The 20,865-nt window shown below is 73.2% G+C and carries 17 protein-coding genes; 9 read left to right on the top strand and 8 right to left on the bottom strand.

The window, feature by feature from the left end; translation table 11 throughout:
- Positions 1–26 precede the first annotated feature (26 nt).
- Together AMK22_RS34860 and AMK22_RS34855 are read right to left on the bottom strand one after the other, a co-directional pair.
- Entirely contained in the window at positions 27–1,007 is a 981-nt protein-coding gene (locus AMK22_RS34860) for an ABC transporter permease (RefSeq protein ID WP_073791529.1), read from the bottom strand.
- Entirely contained in the window at positions 1,004–1,948 is a 945-nt protein-coding gene (locus AMK22_RS34855) for an ABC transporter ATP-binding protein (RefSeq protein WP_073791528.1), read from the bottom strand. The genes AMK22_RS34860 and AMK22_RS34855 overlap by 4 nt, the downstream gene beginning before the upstream one ends.
- A 240-nt stretch (positions 1,949–2,188) precedes the next feature.
- Here AMK22_RS34855 and AMK22_RS34850 point away from each other — a divergent pair, with 240 nt between their 5' ends.
- The 6 genes from AMK22_RS34850 to asnB all read left to right on the top strand — a co-directional run bounded on the left by AMK22_RS34850 (position 2,189) and on the right by asnB (position 10,218).
- Positions 2,189–3,022, top strand: a complete 834-nt coding sequence (locus AMK22_RS34850) for a M55 family metallopeptidase (protein WP_073791526.1) — start codon at positions 2,189–2,191, stop codon at positions 3,020–3,022.
- The gene (locus AMK22_RS34845; protein ID WP_073791525.1) at positions 3,015–4,358 is read left to right on the top strand and encodes a M20/M25/M40 family metallo-hydrolase; all 1,344 of its coding nucleotides are present in this window, start codon (positions 3,015–3,017) and stop codon (positions 4,356–4,358) included. Before AMK22_RS34850 ends, AMK22_RS34845 begins: the two co-directional genes overlap by 8 nt.
- A gap of 40 nt (positions 4,359–4,398) precedes the next feature.
- On the top strand, positions 4,399–6,378 hold the full coding sequence (locus tag AMK22_RS34840; RefSeq protein ID WP_073791523.1) for a prolyl oligopeptidase family serine peptidase: 1,980 nt from the start codon (positions 4,399–4,401) through the stop codon (positions 6,376–6,378).
- Positions 6,375–7,364, top strand: coding sequence for a S66 peptidase family protein (locus tag AMK22_RS34835; protein ID WP_242434294.1), 990 nt, complete (start codon positions 6,375–6,377; stop codon positions 7,362–7,364). Before AMK22_RS34840 ends, AMK22_RS34835 begins: the two co-directional genes overlap by 4 nt.
- A 60-nt stretch (positions 7,365–7,424) precedes the next feature.
- Positions 7,425–8,006: a GNAT family N-acetyltransferase gene (locus tag AMK22_RS34830; protein ID WP_073791521.1), complete on the top strand. Its 582-nt coding sequence runs from the start codon at positions 7,425–7,427 to the stop codon at positions 8,004–8,006.
- 361 nt (positions 8,007–8,367) lie between these two features.
- Positions 8,368–10,218: an asparagine synthase (glutamine-hydrolyzing) gene (asnB, locus tag AMK22_RS34825; protein ID WP_073791520.1), complete on the top strand. Its 1,851-nt coding sequence runs from the start codon at positions 8,368–8,370 to the stop codon at positions 10,216–10,218.
- On the opposite strand, the gene AMK22_RS34820 is transcribed toward asnB, so the two are convergent.
- Positions 10,211–10,597, bottom strand: a complete 387-nt coding sequence (locus AMK22_RS34820) for a DUF6204 family protein (protein WP_073791518.1) — start codon at positions 10,595–10,597, stop codon at positions 10,211–10,213. The two genes, asnB and AMK22_RS34820, sit on opposite strands and share 8 nt — an antisense overlap.
- A gap of 263 nt (positions 10,598–10,860) precedes the next feature.
- On the opposite strand from AMK22_RS34820, the gene AMK22_RS34815 reads away from it, so the two are divergent.
- Entirely contained in the window at positions 10,861–12,876 is a 2,016-nt protein-coding gene (locus AMK22_RS34815; RefSeq protein ID WP_073791517.1) for a DUF5107 domain-containing protein, read from the top strand.
- A 190-nt stretch (positions 12,877–13,066) separates the two neighbouring features.
- On the opposite strand, the gene AMK22_RS34810 is transcribed toward AMK22_RS34815, so the two are convergent.
- From AMK22_RS34810 to AMK22_RS34800, 3 genes are all read right to left on the bottom strand, one after another.
- Entirely contained in the window at positions 13,067–13,420 is a 354-nt protein-coding gene (locus AMK22_RS34810; RefSeq protein WP_073791514.1) for a VOC family protein, read from the bottom strand.
- 24 nt (positions 13,421–13,444) lie between these two features.
- Positions 13,445–14,254, bottom strand: coding sequence for a class I SAM-dependent methyltransferase (locus AMK22_RS34805; protein ID WP_073791513.1), 810 nt, complete (start codon positions 14,252–14,254; stop codon positions 13,445–13,447).
- 199 nt (positions 14,255–14,453) lie between these two features.
- Positions 14,454–16,052 (bottom strand): bifunctional phosphatase PAP2/diacylglycerol kinase family protein, encoded by a 1,599-nt coding sequence (locus tag AMK22_RS34800; RefSeq protein WP_073791511.1) that lies wholly within the window; start codon positions 16,050–16,052, stop codon positions 14,454–14,456.
- Positions 16,053–16,372: 320 nt separating this feature from the next.
- Here AMK22_RS34800 and AMK22_RS34795 point away from each other — a divergent pair, with 320 nt between their 5' ends.
- The gene (locus AMK22_RS34795; RefSeq protein ID WP_073791510.1) at positions 16,373–17,224 is read left to right on the top strand and encodes an SMP-30/gluconolactonase/LRE family protein; all 852 of its coding nucleotides are present in this window, start codon (positions 16,373–16,375) and stop codon (positions 17,222–17,224) included.
- 332 nt (positions 17,225–17,556) lie between these two features.
- Positions 17,557–18,825, top strand: a complete 1,269-nt coding sequence (locus AMK22_RS34790; protein WP_073791567.1) for an aminotransferase class I/II-fold pyridoxal phosphate-dependent enzyme — start codon at positions 17,557–17,559, stop codon at positions 18,823–18,825.
- A 163-nt stretch (positions 18,826–18,988) separates the two neighbouring features.
- Here AMK22_RS34790 and AMK22_RS34785 read toward each other — a convergent pair whose 3' ends face one another.
- Entirely contained in the window at positions 18,989–19,609 is a 621-nt protein-coding gene (locus AMK22_RS34785; RefSeq protein WP_073791508.1) for a DedA family protein, read from the bottom strand.
- Entirely contained in the window at positions 19,606–20,397 is a 792-nt protein-coding gene (locus AMK22_RS34780) for an MBL fold metallo-hydrolase (protein WP_073791507.1), read from the bottom strand. The genes AMK22_RS34785 and AMK22_RS34780 overlap by 4 nt, the downstream gene beginning before the upstream one ends.
- Between the last annotated feature and the right edge of the window lie 468 nt (positions 20,398–20,865).

Genomic DNA, 20,865 nt, shown 5'->3' with positions numbered 1-20,865 from the left:
AAACGGTACGTACCCGTGACGGCGTGTCACCGGAGGGGCCTCCGGGACACCCGCCACACCGTGAACGCGGTGAGCACGGCAGTGGCCGCGAGCAGGATGCCCGCACCCGTCCACTGCATCGCCGGCATCTGGTCGAAACCGAGGTACTGGATGACATTGTCGACGATGCCGTGCTCCTTCACACAGGCGTTCGACGCGGCCTCGGTCTCCTCGGCGCACAGGCCCCAGCCGTACAGGTGGCCGTCGGCGGAGCCGATCCAGCGGTCCAGCTCGTACGCCTCGTCGAGGCGCGCGGGCCGGTCGTCGTCGAGCGGGTAGGAGAACATGCGCGCGGTCGCCAGCAAGGAGTGCATCCGTTCCCAGACCAGCTCCACGCACATGGAGAAGACGAACGTGACCGCCATGGCCGGCAGCACCCGGCGCAGCAGCAGGCCGATGGTGATCCCGGCGGCGGTGAGGAAGAGGCACAGGGCGGGCAGCACCGGGCCGGTGTTGTCGAAGATCGCCCCCTCCGACCAATGGGCCTGGAACACCGAACGGTAGGGCTTCCACCACCAGGTGAAGAGCGCCGAGAGCACCGAGGCGGCCACGAGCACGGCGCCGTAGCACCAGGCGAGCTTGGCCGTGATCCAGCGGCGCCGGGACACCGACTGGGTGGTGACCAGACGGGCGGTGCCGTGCTCCTGGTCCGCCGCGATCAGCGGGGCCCCGAGGAAGACGGCGAGGAGCACGGGCAGCATGCCCAGGGCGGTGAGGGTGAGACCGACGCCGCCCGAGGAGAACGTCGGCTGCGGCAGAGGCTTGTCCGGCCAGCCGGCCGCTTCGAGGATCTGGGCCATCCGGCCGCGCTGGTAGACCAGCCACCCCGCGCCGAGGACGGCCACGGCGGCCAGGGTGAGCAGCGCGGCCCGGTGCTGGCGGACGACGAGCCAGTTCAACCCGCCCAGCAGGCGACGGCCGGGCTCCTGGTGGGTCGTCCGGGAGGCGTCGGTGAGGGTGGTGCTCATCGGCTGTGGATCCCTTCGTCCTCGAAACGGGCGCCGGGCGTGAACAGGGCAGGCGCGTCCGGCGAGCGCAGATGTGCCAGCAGCACTTCCTCCAGGCTGGGTTCGGTGACGACCCACTCGGCGGGCAGCGGGCCGTCCGGCCGTACCAGTGCCTGGAACTGCCGTCCCTGGACCCGCATTTCGACGACGGTGTGGGGGGCCAGCGCGGCGACCGGGTCCGCGCCGGCGACCAGCCCTGTCACCAGCGCGTGCGCCGGGACCAGCGCGTCCGCGTCACCCGCCATCCGGACCCTGCCCTCGGCGAGGACCAGCAGGTAGTCGCACATGTCCTCCAGCTCGGATAGCAGGTGCGAGGACATCATCACGGTGGTGCCGCGCTCGACGGCCTCCGACATCAGCAGGCGGCTCAGGTCGTGGCGGGCCAGCGGGTCCAGATCGGCCATCGGCTCGTCGAGCAGCAGCAGATCGGGCCGCTTGCCGAAGGCGAGCGCGAACGCGACCCGGGTGCGCTGGCCGCCCGAGAGCGTGCCGATCCGGGCCTGCATCGGTACCTGGCCCGACCGTACGATCCGCTCCGCCGCGACCATGTCCCAGTTGGGGTTGAGTTCGGCGCCCATGCGCAGCGTCTCCGCCACGGTGAACCCCTTGAACAGCGGCTTGTCCTGTCCGAGGAACGCGAACCTCGGCATCACCGCGGGATCGTCCACCGGTACGCCGAAGACGCGAAGTTCGCCCTCGGTCGGCTGCACCTGCCGGGTGGCGAGTCCCAACAGGGTGCTCTTTCCGGCTCCGTTGGGGCCGACGAGACCGCAGATGCGCCCGGCCGGCAGCCGGAACGAGCAGTCCCGCAGGGCCCAGCCGCGGCGGTAGCGCCGTCCCAGGCCGCGGGCCTCCAGCGCCCAGGCGCCCAAGGCGCCGTCCGGAGTGAATGCGTCTGCCATGCACTTCCCCCTGATTCCATTAGTCAATTAATGGAATCATGGTCTTGGCTCAGGGGCCTGTCAAGGCGGGTCCGAGGAGGCCGCGCGCCGCCCCGCGTTCGTGTCCGCGGGCGGGCCGCTCGGGGCCGTGTTCCGGATGCCGGGCGCTCGGGGCGATGTGCGGGTTCTTCGGAGGACTGGACCTCTGAACGTTGATGTGCCTCTGGCCCGGCGGTTCCCCGGCGCGTAGCGTGACCCCGCATGAAGATCTTGATCAGCGCGGACATGGAGGGCGCCACCGGCGTGACCTGGCCGGCCGACGTGCTCCCCGGAACCCCCCAGTGGGAGCGGTGCCGAGCCATGTTCACCTCCGACGTGAACGCGGCGGCGCTCGGCTTCTACGACGGCGGCGCCGACGAGGTGCTCGTCAACGAGGCCCACTGGTCGATGCGCAATCTCCTGCTGGAGCGGCTCGACGACCGGGTGCAGATGCTCACCGGCCGGCACAAGTCCCTCTCCATGGTGGAGGGCGTCCAGCACGGCGACATCGACGGCATCGCCTTCGTCGGCTACCACACCGGCGCCGGGGCCGAGGGCGTCCTCGCCCACACGTATCTGGCGAACTCGGTCACCGGTGTGTGGCTCAACGGCGTCAGGGCGAGCGAGGGGCTGCTCAACGCCCATGTCGTGGCGGAATACGGCGTCCCCGTCGTCCTCGTCACCGGCGACGACCTGACCTGCGCGGACGCGGAGGGCTACGCGCCCGCGGCGCGCAAGGTGGCGGTGAAGGACCACGTGTCGCGGTACGCGGCGGTGTGCCGCACCCCGGCCCGTACCGCGGCGGACATCCGGGCCGCGGCCGGGGAGGCGGCCGCGCTGGCCGTGCGGCACGCCCCGGCGGAGGGCGGTCCGTTCACCGTCGAGCTGGAATTCGACGCCGAGCACCTGGCGGGCGCGGCCACCGTCGTCCCCGGCGTGGCGCCGAGCGGTGAACGGCGTGTCGCCTACACCAGCGCGACGATGTACGAAGGCATTCGCACGTTCAAGGCGGTGACCACGATCGTGTCGTCCGCCGTGGAGGAACAGTATGGCTGAGCAGTCCTGTCCCGGTGACGCCGTCGACGCGCGGGCACTCGACGAAGTGGTGACGTTCACCTCCGAACTGATCCGGATCGACACCACCAACCGCGGCGGCGGGGACTGCCGCGAACGCCCGGCCGCCGAGTACGTGGCGGAGCGGCTGGCGGCGGCCGGACTCGAACCCGTCCTGCTGGAACGCACCCCGGGCCGCACCAACGTGGTCGCCCGGATCGAGGGCACCGACCCGTCCGCCGACGCCCTGCTCGTCCACGGCCATCTCGACGTCGTTCCCGCCGAGGCCGCCGACTGGACCGTGCACCCCTTCTCCGGCGAGGTCCGCGACGGCGTCGTCTGGGGGCGCGGCGCCATCGACATGAAGAACATGGACGCGATGGCCCTGGCCGTCGTCCGCGCCTGGGCCCGGTCCGGGGTACGGCCGCGCCGCGACATCGTGATCGCGTACACCGCCGACGAGGAGGCCAGCGCCGAGGACGGCTCCGGCTTCCTCGCCGACCGCCACGCCGCGCTCTTCGAGGGCTGCACCGAGGGCATCAGCGAGTCCGGGGCCTTCACCTTCCACGCCACCCCGGACCTGGCGCTCTACCCGATCGCCGCGGGCGAGCGCGGCACCGCCTGGCTGAAGCTCACCGCGCGCGGCAGGGCCGGGCACGGCTCCAAGGTCAACCGGTCGAACGCGGTCACCGCGCTCGCCGCGGCCGTCGCCCGCATCGGCGCGCACGAATGGCCCGTCCGTCTCACCCCCACCGTGCGCGCCGCACTCACCGAAATCGCCGCGCTGCACGGCATCCGCCCCGACCTCGACGCCCCCGGCTTCGACGTGGACGAACTGCTCGACAAGCTCGGACGGTCCGCCGCCCTGGTCGAGCCGACCGTCCGCAACAGCTCCAACCCGACGATGCTCCAGGCCGGTTACAAGGTCAACGTGATCCCCGGCCAGGCCACCGCCTTCATCGACGGCCGGATGCTTCCCGGCGGCGAGGACGAGTTCCACGACACGATGGACCGGCTGACCGGGCCCGACGTCGACTGGGAGTTCCACCACCGCGAGGTCCCCCTGCAGGCCCCGGTCGACTCGCCGACCTTCGCGAAACTGCGCGCCGCCGTCGAACGGTTCGACCCGGACGGCCACGTCGTGCCGTACTGCATGTCGGGCGGCACGGACGCCAAGCAGTTCTCCCGGCTCGGCATCACCGGCTACGGATTCTCACCGCTGAAGCTGCCCGAAGGCTTCGACTACCAGGCGCTGTTCCACGGCGTCGACGAACGCGTCCCCGTCGAGGCGCTGCACTTCGGCGTCCGCGTCCTCGACCACTACCTGCGCACCGCCTGACCCGCCACCACCGCCCGACCCGCTACAGGGGGATGTGAACATGCTGCCCACAGGGGCCCACGGAACATGGCCGTCACCGATCGACGCCGCCCTCGCCGCCTCCCGAGACGGCCGCCCGGACCACGTCGGCACCGTCGGCGACGAGGTGTGGTGGACGGAACCGCGCCCCGCCGAGGCGGGCCGCCGCGCCCTGGTCCGCCGCCGCGCGGACGGGACGACCGCGAGCGTGCTGCCCGCCCCGTGGAACGTACGGAGCCGGGTCGTCGAGTACGGCGGACAGCCCTGGGCCGGGGCCGCCCGTGCCGAGGGCGGACCGCTCGTCGTCTTCGTCGACTTCGCCGACCAGCGGCTGTACGCGTACGCCCCGGACGAGCCCGGCGGACCCCGGCCGCTCACCCCGGTCGGTGCCGTCGGCGGAGGGCTGCGCTGGGTCGATCCGAGCCTCCACCTCCACAGGGGTGAAGTGTGGTGCGTGCTGGAGGAGTTCACCGGCGAGGCGCCCACCGACCTGCGCCGGGTGATCGCCGCCGTCCCCCTGGACGGCTCGGCCGCCGACGACCGCACGGCGATCCGCGAGCTCACCGACGACGGCCGCCGGTTCGTCACCGGGGCGAAGCTCTCGCCCGACGGGCGCCGGGCCGCCTGGATCGCCTGGGACCATCCGCGCATGCCGTGGGACGGCACGGAGGTGATGCTCGCCGACGTCACCGAGGACGGCACGTTCCGGGACGTCCGCAGCTTCGCGGGCGGCCCCGAGGAGTCGATCCCGCAGATCGAGTGGGACGCCGACGGATCGCTGCTGTTCGCCGGTGACCGCAGCGGCTGGTGGAACCTGTACCGCGCCGACCCGCACGGGGGCGCCGTGCCGCTGTGCGCCCGGGAGGAGGAGTTCGCCGGCCCGCTCTGGACGATCGGCTGCCGCTGGTTCCGGCCGCTGGACAACGGCCTCGTCGCCACCGTCCACGGCACGGGCACCACGACCCTCGGCATCCTCGACCCGCGGACCGGCGAACTCACCGACGTCGCCGGGCCCTGGACCGCGTGGGCCGCCTCGCTCGCCGCGCACGGCAGCCGCATCATCGGCATCGCCGCGAGCCCGTCCAGCGCCTACGAGGTCGTGGAGCTGGACACCGCGACCGGCCGGACGCGCGTCATCGGCACACCGCACGAGGACGCCGTCGACCCCGCCTACTACCCGCGGCCCGAGCCCCGTACCTTCACCGGACCCGACGGCCGGGAGATCCACGCCCACGTCCACCCGCCGCGCAACCCAGGGCGGACCGGTCCCGACGGCGAACTGCCGCCCTACGTCGTGTGGGCGCACGGCGGCCCGACCGGGCACGCCGCACTCGTACTCGACCTGGAGATCGCGTACTTCACCTCGCGCGGCATCGGCGTCGTGGAGGTCAACTACGGCGGCTCCACCGGCTACGGCAGGGACTACCGCAACCGGCTGCGCGAACAGTGGGGCGTCGTCGACGTCGAGGACTGCGCGGCCGTCGCCGGGGCCCTGGCCGCCGAGGGCACGGCCGACCCCGGCCGCCTCGCCATCCGGGGCGGCAGCGCGGGCGGCTGGACCACCGCCGCCTCGCTGACCGGCACCGACGTCTACGCCTGCGGCACGATCATCTACCCCGTCCTCGACCTGACCGGCTGGGGCACGGACGAGACCCACGACTTCGAGTCGCGCTACCTGGAGTCCCTGGTCGGCCCGATCGCCGGGGTCCCGGAACGCTACCGCGAACGGTCCCCGCTCAGCCGTACCGAACGACTGAACACACCCTTCCTCCTGCTCCAGGGACTCGCCGACCCGATCTGCCCGCCCGTCCAGTGCGAACGGTTCCTGGCCGCGATCGAGGGACGCGGCGTCCCGCACGCCTACCTCGCCTTCGAGGGGGAGGGACACGGATTCCGTCGCGCCGACACCATGATCCGAGCCCTGGAGGCCGAACTCTCCCTGTACGCACAGACCTTCGGATTCGACTGCCCCGACGTACCGGCTCTGGAGCTGAAGCGGTGACCCCCGAAGCACGTATCCCCGAAGAGCGGAAGCCCGCACCGCGGACGCTCGAACCGCTGACCCGCCCCGCCCGGCTGCGCCCCGGTGCCAGGATCGCCGTCGTGTCGCCGAGCGGGCCCGTCCCCGCCGACCGCCTGGATCCGGGGCTCGACATCCTGCGCCGTTGGGGCCTCGAACCGGTGGAGGCGCCCCATGCGCGCGCCGTCCATCCGGAGCTGGAGTATTTGGCGGGCGCCGACGAGGCGCGGGCACGCGACCTCCAGGAGGCCTGGTGCGATCCCTCGGTCGACGCGGTGATCTGTGCCCGCGGCGGCTACGGCGCGCACCGCATGGTCGATCTGGTCGACTGGGCCGCGATGCGCGCCGCCGGGCCCAAGGTGTTCATCGGCTACAGCGACATCACCGTGCTCCACGAGGCGTTCGCCGAGCGCCTGGGCCTCGTCACGCTGCACGGCCCGATGGTGGGCACCGAGACCTTCCTGAAGGACCCGGACACCCAGGAGTCCCTGCGGGCCACCCTGTTCGAGCCCGAGACGGTGCGGACGCTCGGGCTGCCCGGCGCACGGACGCTGGTGCCCGGCACGGCGCGCGGCGTGACCTTCGGCGGCTGCGTCAGCCTGCTCGCCGCCGGCATCGGCACCCCGCACGCCCGGACCTCCGCCCGGGGCGGACTGCTGGTCATCGAGGACACCACCGAGGACCCGTACAGTGTCGACCGCATCCTCACCCACCTGTCGCGGGCCGGGGCGCTCGCCGGGATCGCCGGCGTGGCCTGCGGTTCCTGGGAGGGCTGCGGGCCGTACGAGCAGGTGCGGGCCGTCCTGGCGGACCGGCTCGGCGCGCTGGGCGTGCCCGTCGTGGAGGAGCTGGGCTTCGGGCACGGGCCGACGGGGCTGACGATTCCGCTCGGTGTGCCGGCCGTGCTGGACGCGCCCGCCGACGGCGGCCCCGCCACGCTCACCACCGAGGTGCCCGCGCTGATCTGACCGTCGTTCCCCGCCTCCGCCGAGCAGGACCGCACCCGGACCGGCCCGTAACCTGACCGGATGCCGGAAACCGAAGCCGAGACCGACTTCCTGGCCGAGGGGCGTCGTGCGGCGATCCGCCCCTACCGCCGGGCGGACGCCGAAGAGTTCACCACCCGCGCGCGGGAGAGCCGGGACCTGCACCGCCCCTGGCTCTTCCCGCCCCTCGACGCCGAGGCGTACGCCGTGTACGCCGGACGACTGATCGACGACCCCACGAGGGCCGGCTTCCTGGTCTGCCGACGCGAAGGCGAGGGCGGACGCGGCCCCGGCGCGATCGCCGGATTCATCAACATCAACAACATCGTGCGCGGCGGGTTTTGCTGCGGCGCACTCGGGTACGGCGCCTTCGTCCACGCGGCGGGGCGCGGCCTGATGGGCGAGGGGCTGGAACTGGTCCTGCGCCACGCCTTCGGTCCCCTCGGCCTGCACCGCCTCGAAGCCAACATCCAGCCCGGCAACGAGGCGTCCCTGGCGCTCGTCCGACGGGCCGGATTCCGCCTCGAAGGGTTCTCGCCGGACTTCCTCCTCGTCGACGGGGCCTGGCGCGACCACGAACGGTGGGCGATCACGGCCGGGATGCCGCGGCGCGCGGCGGGCTGACCGGGCCCCGCCTCGGCCGTCGCCGACCCACTCCACCGGCCGAACCGGATTGGGGAAGTCTTTGCCCGTGGCCGGATCGGAGCGCCACCGAGGCCCGCGAGGCCGTATTCCACGGGCCGCGGAGCGCGGAACTCCGTATAGGAACGGGAAAGCGGCGGCCGAAAGCGTGAGGGACCGGACCTGCCGGCGCGACACCCGTATTGACCGAACGCGGTCGGAGGCAGAGCCTCGTCATATAGCTGCTCAATGCAACTGGTTCGCAACCGGTTCTGCCGGGCCCTCGCCCACGGCACGCCGCCCCCGCCGGGGCGACCCGTGCGTACGACCGCTTCCCGGCCGGGACCGCATCGGGAGGACGCGTATGTGTGGCATCGCAGGCTGGGTCTCCTACGACCGTGATCTCCGGGCATCCGAGGAGGCCGCGACGCTCGACGCGATGGCGGAGACGATGGCCTGCCGGGGCCCGGACGACCGGGGGACCTGGACCGACGCGCACGCGGGGCTCGGGCACCGCCGACTCGCGATCATCGACCTGCCGGGCGGACGCCAGCCCATGTCCGTCTCCACGTCCGAGGGGGATGTCGCCCTCGTCTACTCCGGCGAGGCGTACAACTTCACCGAACTCCGCGGCGAGCTGACCGGCCGCGGGCACCGGTTCACCACCGACTCGGACACCGAGGTCGTGCTGCACGGCTACCTGGAGTGGGGCGAGGCCGTCGCCGAACGCATCAACGGCATGTACGCCTTCGCCGTCTGGGACGGCCGTCACGACAAGCTCGTCATGATCCGCGACCGGATGGGCGTCAAGCCGTTCTACTACTGGCCGACGCCCGACGGAGTGCTGTTCGGCTCGGAACCCAAGGCCATTCTGGCCAACCCGCTGGCTCGGCCCCGGGTGACCCTCGACGGGCTCCGTGAACTGTTCAGCCTCGTCAAGACCCCCGGGCACGCCGTGTGGGACGGCATGCGCGAGGTGGAGCCCGGCACGGTCGTCACCGTGGACCGCGACGGCCTGCGCCGGCGCGTCTACTGGCGGCTGGAGACCCGTGCGCACCACGACGACCGCGACACCACCATCACCACCGTGCGCTCGCTGCTCGACGACATCGTGGGCCGCCAGCTGGTCTCCGACGTACCCCGCTGTGTCCTGCTCTCCGGTGGCCTCGACTCGTCCGCGGTCACCGCCCTCGCCGCCCGGCGGCTCGCCGAGAGCGGCGAGAAGGTCCGCACGTTCGCCGTCGACTTCGTCGGACGCACCGAGAACTTCGTCGCCGACGCGCTGCGCACCACCCCCGACACCCCGTTCGTGCACGACGTGGCCCGGCAGGCGGGCACCCTCCACCGCGACATCGTGCTCGACCCCGACACCCTCGCCGACCCCGACGTACGCGCCCGGGTGATCCGCGCCCGCGACCTGCCGATGGGCCTGGGGGACATGGACTCCTCGCTCTACCTGCTCTTCCGGGCCATCCGCGAGCACTCGACCGTCGCGCTGTCCGGCGAGTCCGCCGACGAGGTCTTCGGCGGCTACCTCCAGTTCTTCGACGAGGAGGCCCGCCGCACCGACGCCTTCCCCTGGCTGGTCCACTACAGCGAGCACTTCGGCGAGGACGCGGACATGCTCCGCGACGACGTGCACCAGGCCCTCCGCCTCAGGTCGTACATCCGCGACTCCTACGAGACCGCCGTCGCCGGCATCGAACGGCTCAACGGCGAGAGCGACTTCGAGTACCGCATGCGCCGGATCTGCCACCTCCACCTGACCCGGTTCGTGCGTGTCCTGCTCGACCGCAAGGACCGGGCCAGCATGGCCGTCGGCCTGGAGGTCCGGGTGCCGTTCTGCGACCACCGGCTCGTCGAGTACGTCTACAACACCCCCTGGGCGCTGAAGTCCTTCGACGGCCGCGAGAAGAGCCTGTTGCGCGAAGCCGTCGCGGACGTGCTGCCCCGGTCCGTGTACGAACGGACCAAGAGCCCCTACCCGTCGACGCAGGACCCGAAGTACGCCGTCGCCCTCCAGGAACACGCCCGCGACCTGCTCGCGCAACCGGACCACCGGGTCTTCGAGCTCATCGACCGCGACCGGCTGAGCAAGGCGGCCGACGAACACACCGCCCCCCAGGTCACCGGAGCGTCCCGGCGCGGCCTGGAACGCACCCTGGACCTGGCGACGTGGCTGGACATGTACCGGCCGGAGGTGGACCTCAGCTGAGCCGTTCACCGGCGACGGGGCGCCCGGCGGCCGCCCCGTCCGGCCGCCGCCCCTTGTAATTGATCTTCATGGTGTCCATGTCCGTCGCGGTGGAACGGAGTTCGGCGTGGCCGTAACCCAGTTCCCTCAACCAGGTCTCGGCGCGGTCCTCGGCGATCGCGGACGCCATCTCCTCGCCGTCCGCGGCGTCCGACACGACCACGAAGCGCATGCTGAAGTGCTTGAGCACCCGGTCGTACGACAGCGAACCCGCCTCGGTGAACTGCATCGCGTCCAGCCCGTGTCGGTCCACCTCGGACAGGAGGCGGGCGCGTGCCTCCTCCGTCAGGCCCTGCCAGGTGCCGCGCACGATCACTCGGTAGGTGTGCTGGGTGCTCATCGTGGTTCCCGCTCCGTCTTCCGTACGTGAAGAGCCTGTGCTCATGAACGGCCAAGGGTACGGAGACGGGGCGTGGCGCACTACGGAATTCGTGGGGCCGCCCCGGGGCGGGGCGGCGGCTCGGTCCGTGGCGGGGGGCCGCGAGCTTCCGGCCTTTTCCGGAGCCGGGCGGCGGGGCCCTGGCCGGGCCGCCGTCCAGCGTGTTCCATGGTCGACGGGGGCGCCCGGACCAGCGGCGGCCCGCGTGAGGGAGCGAGGTTGCCTTGGCCACGACCGTACGACGTGCCGTACTGACTCTGCCCGCCGCACCGCTGGGCCCGGAGAACCCGTTGCCCGCGTTGCGTCCGCTCGACGAGACACACGTCGTCGACGAACGGGTCCGGGCCGACCTGCCGCGCGACATGGCGCGCCAGGTCGGCTACGAACCACTGTCCACCGTGCTTCCGGTGCGCCTTCTCGACGGGTACGGACGCGAGCGCGTCCCCACCTCGCTGGACGCGATCGTCATCGAGAACGACCGGCTGAGGGCCACTGTGCTGCCCGGGTTCGGTGGCCGCGTCCACTCCCTCCACCACAAGCCGACCGGCCGCGAACTCCTTTACACCAACCCGGTGCTGCAGCCCGCCGACTTCGCGCTCAACGGTGCCTGGTTCTCCGGCGGCATCGAATGGAACATCGGGGCCACCGGCCACACCACCCTGTCCTGCGCACCGGTGCACGCCGCCCGTGTGCCCGCGCCCGACGGCGGGGACATGATCCGGCTCTGGGAGTGGGAACGGCTGCGCGACCTGCCGTTCCAGGTGGACCTGTGGCTGCCGGAGGACTCCGACTTCCTCCATGTCGGGGTGCGGATACGCAACCCGCATCAGCACACCGCCCCCGTGTACTGGTGGTCCAACATCGCCGTTCCCGAGGGCGAACGCACCCGCGTCCTGGCCCCGGCCGACGAGGCGTGGCACTTCGGCTACGAGCGGGCCCTGACCCGCGTCCCGGTTCCGGTGTCCGGTTTTGTCGACCGCACGTATCCGCTGCGGAGCGACTTCCCCGCCGACTACTTCTACGAGGTGCCCGACGGCGCCCGCCGCTGGATCGCCTCCCTCGACGAGCACGGGCACGGTCTCGTCCAGACGTCGACCGACCTGCTGCGGGGCCGGAAGCTGTTCCTCTGGGGCAGCGGCCCCGGTGGGCGGCGCTGGCAGGAATGGCTCACCGAACCCGGCACCACGGGCTACGCCGAGATCCAGGCCGGACTCGCCCGGACCCAGCTGGAGCACGTACCCCTCGAACCGGGCGCCGAGTTCAGCTGGCTGGAGTCCTACGGGCCGCTGTCCGCCGACCCGGGGGCCGTGCACGGCGACGACTGGGCGCGGGCCCGCGCCGAGACCGAGCGGCGGCTCGCCGAGGCGCTGCCGCGCGCCGATGCCGAGGCCGCGTACACCGCGTGGCTCCGCTGCGCCGACACCGAGCCCGTCGAGTCGCTCGCCACCGGTTCCGGGTGGGGCGCCCTGGAGGTCCGGCGCGGCGGATACCGGCTGCCGGGCACCCCGTTCGCGGAATCGACCCTCGGTGAGCAGCAGGAGCCCTGGCTGGAGCTGCTGGACCGGGGCAGCCTCCCCGAGCCTCGCCGGGCGGCCCCGCCCGGCCCCTCCCTGGTCTCGCGGCACTGGCGCGACATGCTGGAGACGGCCCCCGCCGATCCGCTCACCGAATATCACCTCGGTGTCGCCCAGTGGCACGCCGGTGACCGTGCCCAGGCGGTGCGCAGCTGGGAACGGGGGCTCGCCCGTGCCGCGTCCCGCTGGCCGCTGCTGCGCTGCCTCGCCGTGGCCGCGGGGGAGAGCGGGCAGCGGGAACGGGCCGCCGGACTCTACGCGGAGGCGTTCGACGACCTGGGCGCGGAGCGTCCCGACGGCGGTGCCGGTGTCGGCAACGGCGATGCCGGTGGCCACGGCGTCGGTGGTGAGGCCCGGACGGCCGCCGTGACGGCGCTCGGCCGCGAGGCGATCGAGGCACTGCTGGCGGCGGAGCGTCCCGAGGCGGCCCGGGAGGTGTGGGCCGGGCTGCCCCCGGAGGTCCGCGGTCGCGGGCGTTTTTGCCTGCTGGAGGCCCGGCTGCTGATCGCCGAGGGCGACCGTACCGCCGCCCGGGCAGTTTTCGACGAGGGCTTCGAGGTCGCCGATCTGCGCGAGGGGGCGGAGATCCTGGACGAGGTGTGGGCCGCGGTCACCGACGAGGAACTGCCGGACCGGTACGACTACCGGATGCGTCCCAGGACGTGACGGCGTCCGGGGACGTGGCGGCGTCTCGGCACCTGATGTGTCTCGGGACGTGGCGCCTGCCAGGACATCGGGCGTTCCAGGGATCGAGGTGAGGGACCGCCGGGTACGAGCCCTCGGGACGGGCGCGGACCCGGTGGCTTCCGGCTCGGCGGTGTCCGGTCCGGCGGTCGTGACGCAGGGCGAGCGCCGCTCAGTCGCCCACGTGCCGGTCGACGTACTCGAAGACGGAGCCGTCCGGATGCACGGCGATCAGGTTGCGGCCCACCGGTGTGGGCACCGGACCCGCGATGATCCGGGCACCGACCCGGGTGAGGGAGGCATGGGCCGCGTCGACATCCTTGACCGCGATCGTCGCCGTGACCTTGCGCAGGATCTCCAGTTCCGACTCGGGTCCGCTCATCAGCAGGAAGCAGCTGATCGCGGCGACCGACACCCCGCCGCGCTCGAAGCGCAGCGCGGAACTGTCCGTGAGGTCCTCGTAGAAGGCCACCGCGGCCTCCAGGTCGTCGACGCAGATACGCAGCGTGGTTCCCAGAATATCCATGCGGGACAGGGTAGTTGGCGGATATCAGACCCGGCAGAGGATCTCGCCGTGCGGGACCATGAACCAGGCGTCGTCCCGTTCTCCCCACGCCCGCCAGGCCGAGGAGATGGCGGCCAGTTCCCCGGCGTCGGCGTGACCGCCCGCCACGGCCGATTCCGCGTAGGCCGAGCCGATCGTGCGCTCCGCCCACAGGCCGCTCCACCACGCGCGGCTCTCCGGGGTGGCGAAGCACCAGGCGGCGGCGGTCGGAACGATATCGGTGAAACCGGCCTTCCGGGCCCAGGAGAGCAGTCGGCGGCCCGCGTCCGGCTCCCCGCCGTTGGCGCGGGCGACCCGGCCGTACAGCTCCTGCCAGGCGTCCATACCGGGGGCCTCGGGATACCAGGTCATCGCCGCGTAGTCGCTGTCGCGGGCCGCGACGATGCCCCCGGGCCGACAGACCCGTCGCATCTCGCGCAGGGCCCGCACCGGGTCGGTCACGTGCTGGAGCACCTGGTGGGCGTGGACGATGTCGAAGGAGTCGTCGGGGAAGTCCAGTGCGTGCACATCGGCGGTCGCGAAATCGATCCCGTCCAGGCCGCGTTCGGCCGCGACCTCGGCAGCCCGGTCCAGGACCTCCCGACTGGTGTCGACCGCGGTCACCCGGCCGGGAGCGACCAGCGCGGCGAGATCGGCGGTGATGGTGCCGGGCCCGCAGCCGACGTCCAGCACGGTCATGCCGGGGCGGAGTTCGCCGACGAGGTACGCCGCGGAATTCGCGGCCGTACGCCAACGGTGCGAGCGCAGGACGGATTCGTGGTGGCCGTGCGTGTAGACGGCGGACCGCTTCTCCATGGCGTGGTTCCTTCCTCGGGGCGCGAAGTGCGAAGCGCGGTGCCCGGGAGCGGGCCGCGCGTGGAGCGGTCGGCGGCGATACCCCCGTGATGACACCGTACGCGCCTGGATCGCATTATGAGATGGGTGTCTTGCTATATGAGCAGAGGGGGTGTTGCCGTGGGCTGCCCCACTGTTCGAAGGCCCGGTCGCGGATGCTTCATCGCTGCGGCACCGGGCAGTACACCGTCAGTGCCTCGGGCAGCTTGTCGATCGTCAACTCGCCTCGTGCATAACCGACTTCGCCGTCGTATGCGTAGGGCGTGCCGGGAGCCAGGCCCGAGACCCGTACTTTCCGGCGCCGCCGTGCCGCGTGGACGGGCGAACGGGTGAGCGGCCCGGCGACGGCCGCCGCGAGCAGGCGCAGGCCGGGGGCGCGTCCCGCGTGCACCATCCGTACGTCCAGCAGACCGTCCGCGAGACCGTGACGACGGCCCGGCGCCGGGCCGACCCGCTGGAACAGACCGTTGCCCACGAACAGCAGCCACAACGGGCGCCGCCTCCCGTCCACCTCCGCCTCCAGCGGACGGTCACCGCGCAACGCCCGCCACGCCGCGAGCAGACCCGCCGGCCAGGCGCCGATCCGGGGAGCCCAGTACTCGCGGGTCCGCACCAGCTCCGGATAGACGCCGAGGCTGAAGGCGTTGAGGAAGTATCCGTATGTGTCGACGGGTGCGCCCGGCGCGAGTGGTTCGTCCGATCCGCTCGGTCCGCCCGGTACAGGCGGCTCGCCCGGTGCGGCCGGTCCGCTCGGGCCTTGCGGGCCGTTCGGCCCCGGTCGGAAGCGGCCGATGTCGACCAGTACCGTGTCACCCGTGGTCAGGGCGGCACGGACATCGTCCACGGTCTCGATGCCCAGGTCGTGGGCGAAGTGGTTCAGTCTCCCCCCGGGGAACACCGCCAGCGGCACCCCGTGCGCGCGGGCCACGGCGGCCGCCGCGTTGACCGTGCCGTCCCCGCCGCAGACTCCGAGCGCCCTGCCCCGTCCGGCCGCCCTCTCCAGTTCGGCGCGGAGGTCGTCGGGCGCGCATCCCGCCACCTCGGCATCGGGCAGTGCGGCGCGCACCAGTGATGCCGTCGTCGCCGCGGTTCCTGACCGCTCGTTGACCACGACGACCAGGCCCCGGCCGTCCGGCAGCGCGGGGGCGCGACCGGGCGTGCGGCTCGGTGCCGGGAACCGCGCGCGCGTCGGAACGACCCCGCGCAGCGCCAGCGCCGCCCCCACCCCGATCGCCGCACCGGCCAGCACATCACTCGGGTAGTGGACCCCGGTGTAGACGCGCGAGGCGGCGACGCAGAGCGCGAGCGGCGCCACGGCCACGCCCCACCCCGGCGATTCCAGGGCCACGCCCGTGGCGAAGGCCGCCGCCGACGCCGAGTGCCCGGAGGGGAAGGACGTGGTGAACGGCTGACGCCCGAGCTGTCGCACCACCGGAACGGCGTCCAGCAGCGGACGCTCCCGGCGCACGGCCCGCTTGCCGAGTGTGTTGGTCACGGCGGACGCCACCGCCAGCGAGGCGATCCCGCGCAGCGCGGCCCGCCGCGCCCGGGCACCGCCGCCCAGCGCGGCCAGGCCCGCCGCGACACCGAACCAGAGGAGTCCGTGGTCGGCGCAGCGGCTCAGCCGGGGCAGCACCGGTTCGGCACCCGGCCAGGTCCGGTGCGCCAGGCTCCTGAACACGGCGAGATCGCCGTGGCGGAGCCAGGCACGCGGTGCGACGGACGGAGAAACGCCGAACGGCGTACGCGGTGAGTGCATGGGACTGCGGATACCCCGATCGGCCGCGTGACACCTCGCCCGACCGCGCGGAACCACCGGGCCGTGTCCGACACGTTCCGCCGTCCGCCCGCACGGCCGCGCATGTGTGCCGTTCGGGTGTACGCCGTCGGCGCCACGTGTGCGGGGTGCGGGCCGCGGCCCTTACCCTGTGGTCGTGATTCCGGCCCGTGGCCGGACTCTCCGTGACCGCAGCCGCGATCCGCCGGACCGGGCGCGGGGCCGACGAGCCCCGGCCCCGGACGCCTCGGGACTGCGGCGCGGTCGGACCCCACAAGGGGCAGACTCCACAAGGGGCAGACATGAGTTCCGCGCGCCTGGACGTGGCCGTATCCGAGAACGCCGAGCTGGGCGAGGGCCCGACCTGGGACCCGGCCGCCGGCCGGCTCATCTGGGTCGACATCCTCGCCGCCCGCGTACACACCTACGACCCGGTGACCGGCCACCGCACGGTGCGGACCACCGAACAGCACGTCGGCGCGGCCAAACCGCGCGCGGGCGGGGGGCTCGTGGTCAACCTGCGCGACGGCATCGGTCTGTACGACCCGGACGGCGCGTTCCGTTGGCTGGCCCACGACCCCGAGCCCGGGCGCCGGGGCAACGACGCGGCGGTCGCGCCCGACGGGGCGCTGTGGGCGGGCACCATGCGCTACGACGAGACCGAGGTCGGTGGCAGTCTCGCCCGCGTCGCGCCCGACGGCGGGGTCACCCCGGTACTGCCCGTGGTGGCGTGCAGCAACGGCATCGGCTGGAGCCCCGACGAGCGGCTGATGTATTACGTCGACACGCCCACCCGCCGTGTCGACGTCTTCGACTTCGACGGCGAGAACGCCGTGAACCGGCGTCCGTTCGCCACGATCGAGGAGGGCGCGGGCTTCCCCGACGGGCTGACCGTCGACGCGGACGGCGCCGTCTGGGTCGCTCTGTGGGACGGCGCGGCGGTGCGCCGCTACACGCCCGACGGTTCGCTGGACCGGATCGTCGAGCTGCCCGTGAGGCGTCCGACCGCCTGTGCCTTCGGCGGTACGGACCTGCGCGACCTCTACATCTCCTCGGCGCGCGTCGGACTGGACGTCCCGCATCCGCTGTCCGGCTCGCTGCTGGTGCTGCCGGACGCGGGGCAGGGCATGCCGGGGACGCCCTTCGCAGGCTGACCGCCGTCCGGGCACGAGCCCGCGCCGCGGAAGGGTGGCCGGCCCCGGGTCCGGCCGAACCGCGCCGGGACCTCGGCCTCCGGCCGACGGACCCCGCTGGGCGGGCGGGTCCCGGCGAACCCTCGTATAAAGGCCCTGGGCGTGACATACGGCGGGCACGGCGACGGGCGGCGGCGAAGGAGGCCCGGATGGCGCGGGAGCGGACCGAGCACACCGAGCACACCGAGGACATGGAGCACACGGAGCGCGCCGAGGACGAGAAGCACATCGCCGAGGACGAGAAGCACATCGGCGAAGCGGAGTGCACCGAGGAGGCGGAGCGCGCCGACGACATGGAGCGTACGGTGAGGGACGACCGGGGCGGACCGGCGGGGCGCGGGGGTGGTACCCGTTCCGTCCGGGGGGACCACGGTCCCGTCCGCTACGGGCCGCCCGCCCCCGACCCCGGACTGCCCGTGCTGCCCGAACTGGCCGAGGTGCTCGCCGCCGCGGCCGGCCGCGGCGCGCCCGAACCGACCGGTGGGGGCGATGTCCTGCGCCGCGCCGCCACCGCCTACTGGGCCCGACGCGGTCTGCACGGCGGCCCGGAGCACATCGCCGCCGCGCCGGGCGCCTCGCCGCTGCTGCTCGCGCTGATCGCCGCGCACGGCGGCGACGTCCTGCTGCCGCGTCCCTGCACCGCCACCTGGATCCCGCAGGCCCGGTTGCTGGGCAGCCCCGCCTACCAGGTGCCGACACCGGCCGAGTGCGGCGGCGTGCCCGATCCGTACGCGCTGCTGGAGACCATCCGCAGGGTGCGCGCGGAGGGCGGCAGACCCCGGCTGCTGCTGATCTCCGTCGTCGACGATCCGACCGCGACCGTGGCCCCGCCGGAACTCGTGCGCGAGGCGTGCGAGGCGGCGGTCGCCGAAGGGCTGCACGTCGTCAGCGACGAGACCTGGCGCGACACCCTGCACCGGCCGCACGACACGGTCCTGCTCAGTCCGGCGGAGATGTGCCCGGACGACGTCACGGTCCTCTGCGATCTCGCCGGGGCGCTGACCCCCTCGGCCTGGCCGGTCGCTATCGCCCGGTTCCCGGACACCGGACGGGGGGCGGTGCACCATGCCCGTACGCTCGACGTCCTCACCGCGCTGGGCGCGCTCGTCGCCGTCCCCGTGGCCGCTGCCGCCGCCCACGCGCTGCTGGGGCCGGACGCCGTCGCCGACCGGGTACGCAGGTCCGCGACGCTGCATGCGCGGGTCGCGGGGGCGGCCCATCGCGCGGTCCTCGCGTCGGGCGCGCTCGCCAGGCCCCCTCAGGCGGGACGCCACCTCTACGCCGATCTGGGGCCGCTCAGGTCCGGGCTGGCCGACCGGGGGGTGACGGATTCCCTGGAGCTGGAGGAGTATCTGACGGAGCGTCTCGGGACACCGACGCCCGGCGGCCACCGGTTCGGCGACGATCTGGCGGCCCTGCGCGTACGACTGGGCACCGGAGCGCTGGTCGGCACGACCCCCGAACAGCAGTTTGAGTCCCTCGCCGCCGAACGACCCCTGGAACTACCGCATGTGGCCGGGGCCCTCGGGCGCTTCGAAGCCGCCCTCGCGGACCTTCGCTGACGGAACCGGACGGCGCCCCCACACCCGTTCAGCGGCGTCACTGCCCGGACCGGCTCCTTCCCGAGCCCGGACCGGCCCTGTCCAGTGCCCGAACCGGGCTCCGGTCAGCGCCCGTGCAGTGGCCGGATCGGGACCGTGTTCAGTGGCCGAACCGGGACTGTGTTCAGTGGCCGGATCGGGACCGTATTCGGCGCCACGCCGCCGGGCCGCCGCTGACCAGCAGCGTCAGACCCACCGCCGCGACCACCCCCTGCCACGGTTCGGGGAACAGCGAGCCGCCCAGCACACCGAGCAACTGGTACGTCGCGGCCCACGCCATACAGGCCGGCACGTCCCCGCGCGCGAAGCGGTGCAACGGCATCCGGCTCAGCAGGCAGGCCAGCATCACGGGAATCCGCCCCGCCGGTATCAGCCGCGACAGCACGAGCACCATCGCCCCGTGCTCGTCCAGCTTCCGCCGTGCCTGCTCCAGCCGTTCCGGAGCGGCCTGGTCGCTGATGGTCCGGAGCCACTTCGAACCGTTCCTCGACCGCACCCCGCGCCGGCCGAGCCAGTACAGACAGATGTCGCCGACGAACGCCGCCGTCGCCGCCACCGCGAACACCACCAGCAGCGCGAACGGCGACGACTGATGCAGTGCCACCACCGCCGCCGAGCTGACCAACGCGCCCGTCGGAACCACCGGCACCAACGAGCCCAGGGTCACCAGCAGGAACAGGGACGGGTAGCCCACCGCCTGCTGCGTCGACTCCGGGGGGAGCTGCCGCACGACCTCCTGGATCACCTGGCGGCCCCCGGCCGCAGCCGCTCGCCGTGGGAGAGCCGGTGCGTGGCTACCCCCGGTGCCAGCACCGCCGCCTTGCGGACGAACTCGTCGCCTGGCGAGTGGAACTCGTGCGGCCGGACGCCGTCCAGCCCGATCGGCCAGTACGTGCCGTAGTGCACCGGCACGGCGGCCCGGGGCGTCAGCCGGGCCAGCGCCTGCGCCGCCCGCCCCGCGTCCAGATGGCCGCGGCCCAGGTACGGGCCCCAGCCGCCCACCGGCAGCAGTGCCACGTCCACCGGCCCGACGACCCGGGCCATGTCGTCGAAGAGGCCGGTGTCGCCCGCGAAGTACGTCCGGGCCTCGCCCTCGATCACATAGCCGAGCGCGGGGGAGCGGTGCGGCCCCATGGGCAGGCGCCTGCCGTCGTGCAGCGAGGGAACCACGCGGACGCGCACCCCGTCCGTCCCGCCGAACCGGACCTCGTCGCCGGGGGCCACCTCGGTGACCCGCAGCGAGCGCGCGGAGCTCAGCCGGCGCAGCCCCGGCACGGTGCGCAGCGCGCCCACCGGCACCACCAGTCGGCTGCCCGCCGCGAGCCGGGCCAGCGACGGCAGGTGGAGGTGGTCGGAGTGGAGGTGCGAGACGAGCACGACATCGGCGACCGCGGCCTCCGGGCCGGGCAGCTCGCCGCGACGCCGACGCAGATGGGCCAGGCGTCGTGCGAACAGCGGATCGGTGAGCACGCGCACCCCGGAATCCTCGATCGTGCAGGTGGCATGGCCCCACCAGGTGACTTCCACCGGCACGTGGCACCTCCTCGTTCCCGGGTCTTCTCGTTCGGCTCCGGCAACCGAGCCTAATGCCGTGACCGGATCGTGTGTCCGGGCTCCGTCCGTTGACGCATCCTCCGGGTGGCACCGCGGACCGCGGGGTGCGCCGTGTACGGGGGAGTGCCCCGCACCGGGTGTGTGCGCCGGGTACGAGGAGTGGGCCCCGCAGCGGGCGTGTGCGCCGGTACTAGTGCCGTGACCGGCAAGGTTTGCCCGGAAGGAGCGGCGTCCGGTGCGTGCGATCGCAAGGCGGCCGAAAGCCCTCGGATGGGGTCTCCCCTGCTCGAACGAAGTCGAGAGCTTGGGGAAGGGCTACGTGGGCTTTCGGCCAACGCCGAAGGGGGTCCCCCCTGGCCCTTAAGGCCTTGGGGGAGTGCGTGCCGGGCGGTGCGACGGGGCAAACGTTGCCGGGAGCGGCACTAGGGCCTGTACGGAGTTGTGACC

The sequence above is a fragment of the Streptomyces sp. CB01580 genome, from assembly GCF_001905795.1.
Taxonomy (GTDB): domain Bacteria; phylum Actinomycetota; class Actinomycetes; order Streptomycetales; family Streptomycetaceae; genus Streptomyces.
This window is presented reverse-complemented; position numbering and strand designations above follow the sequence as displayed.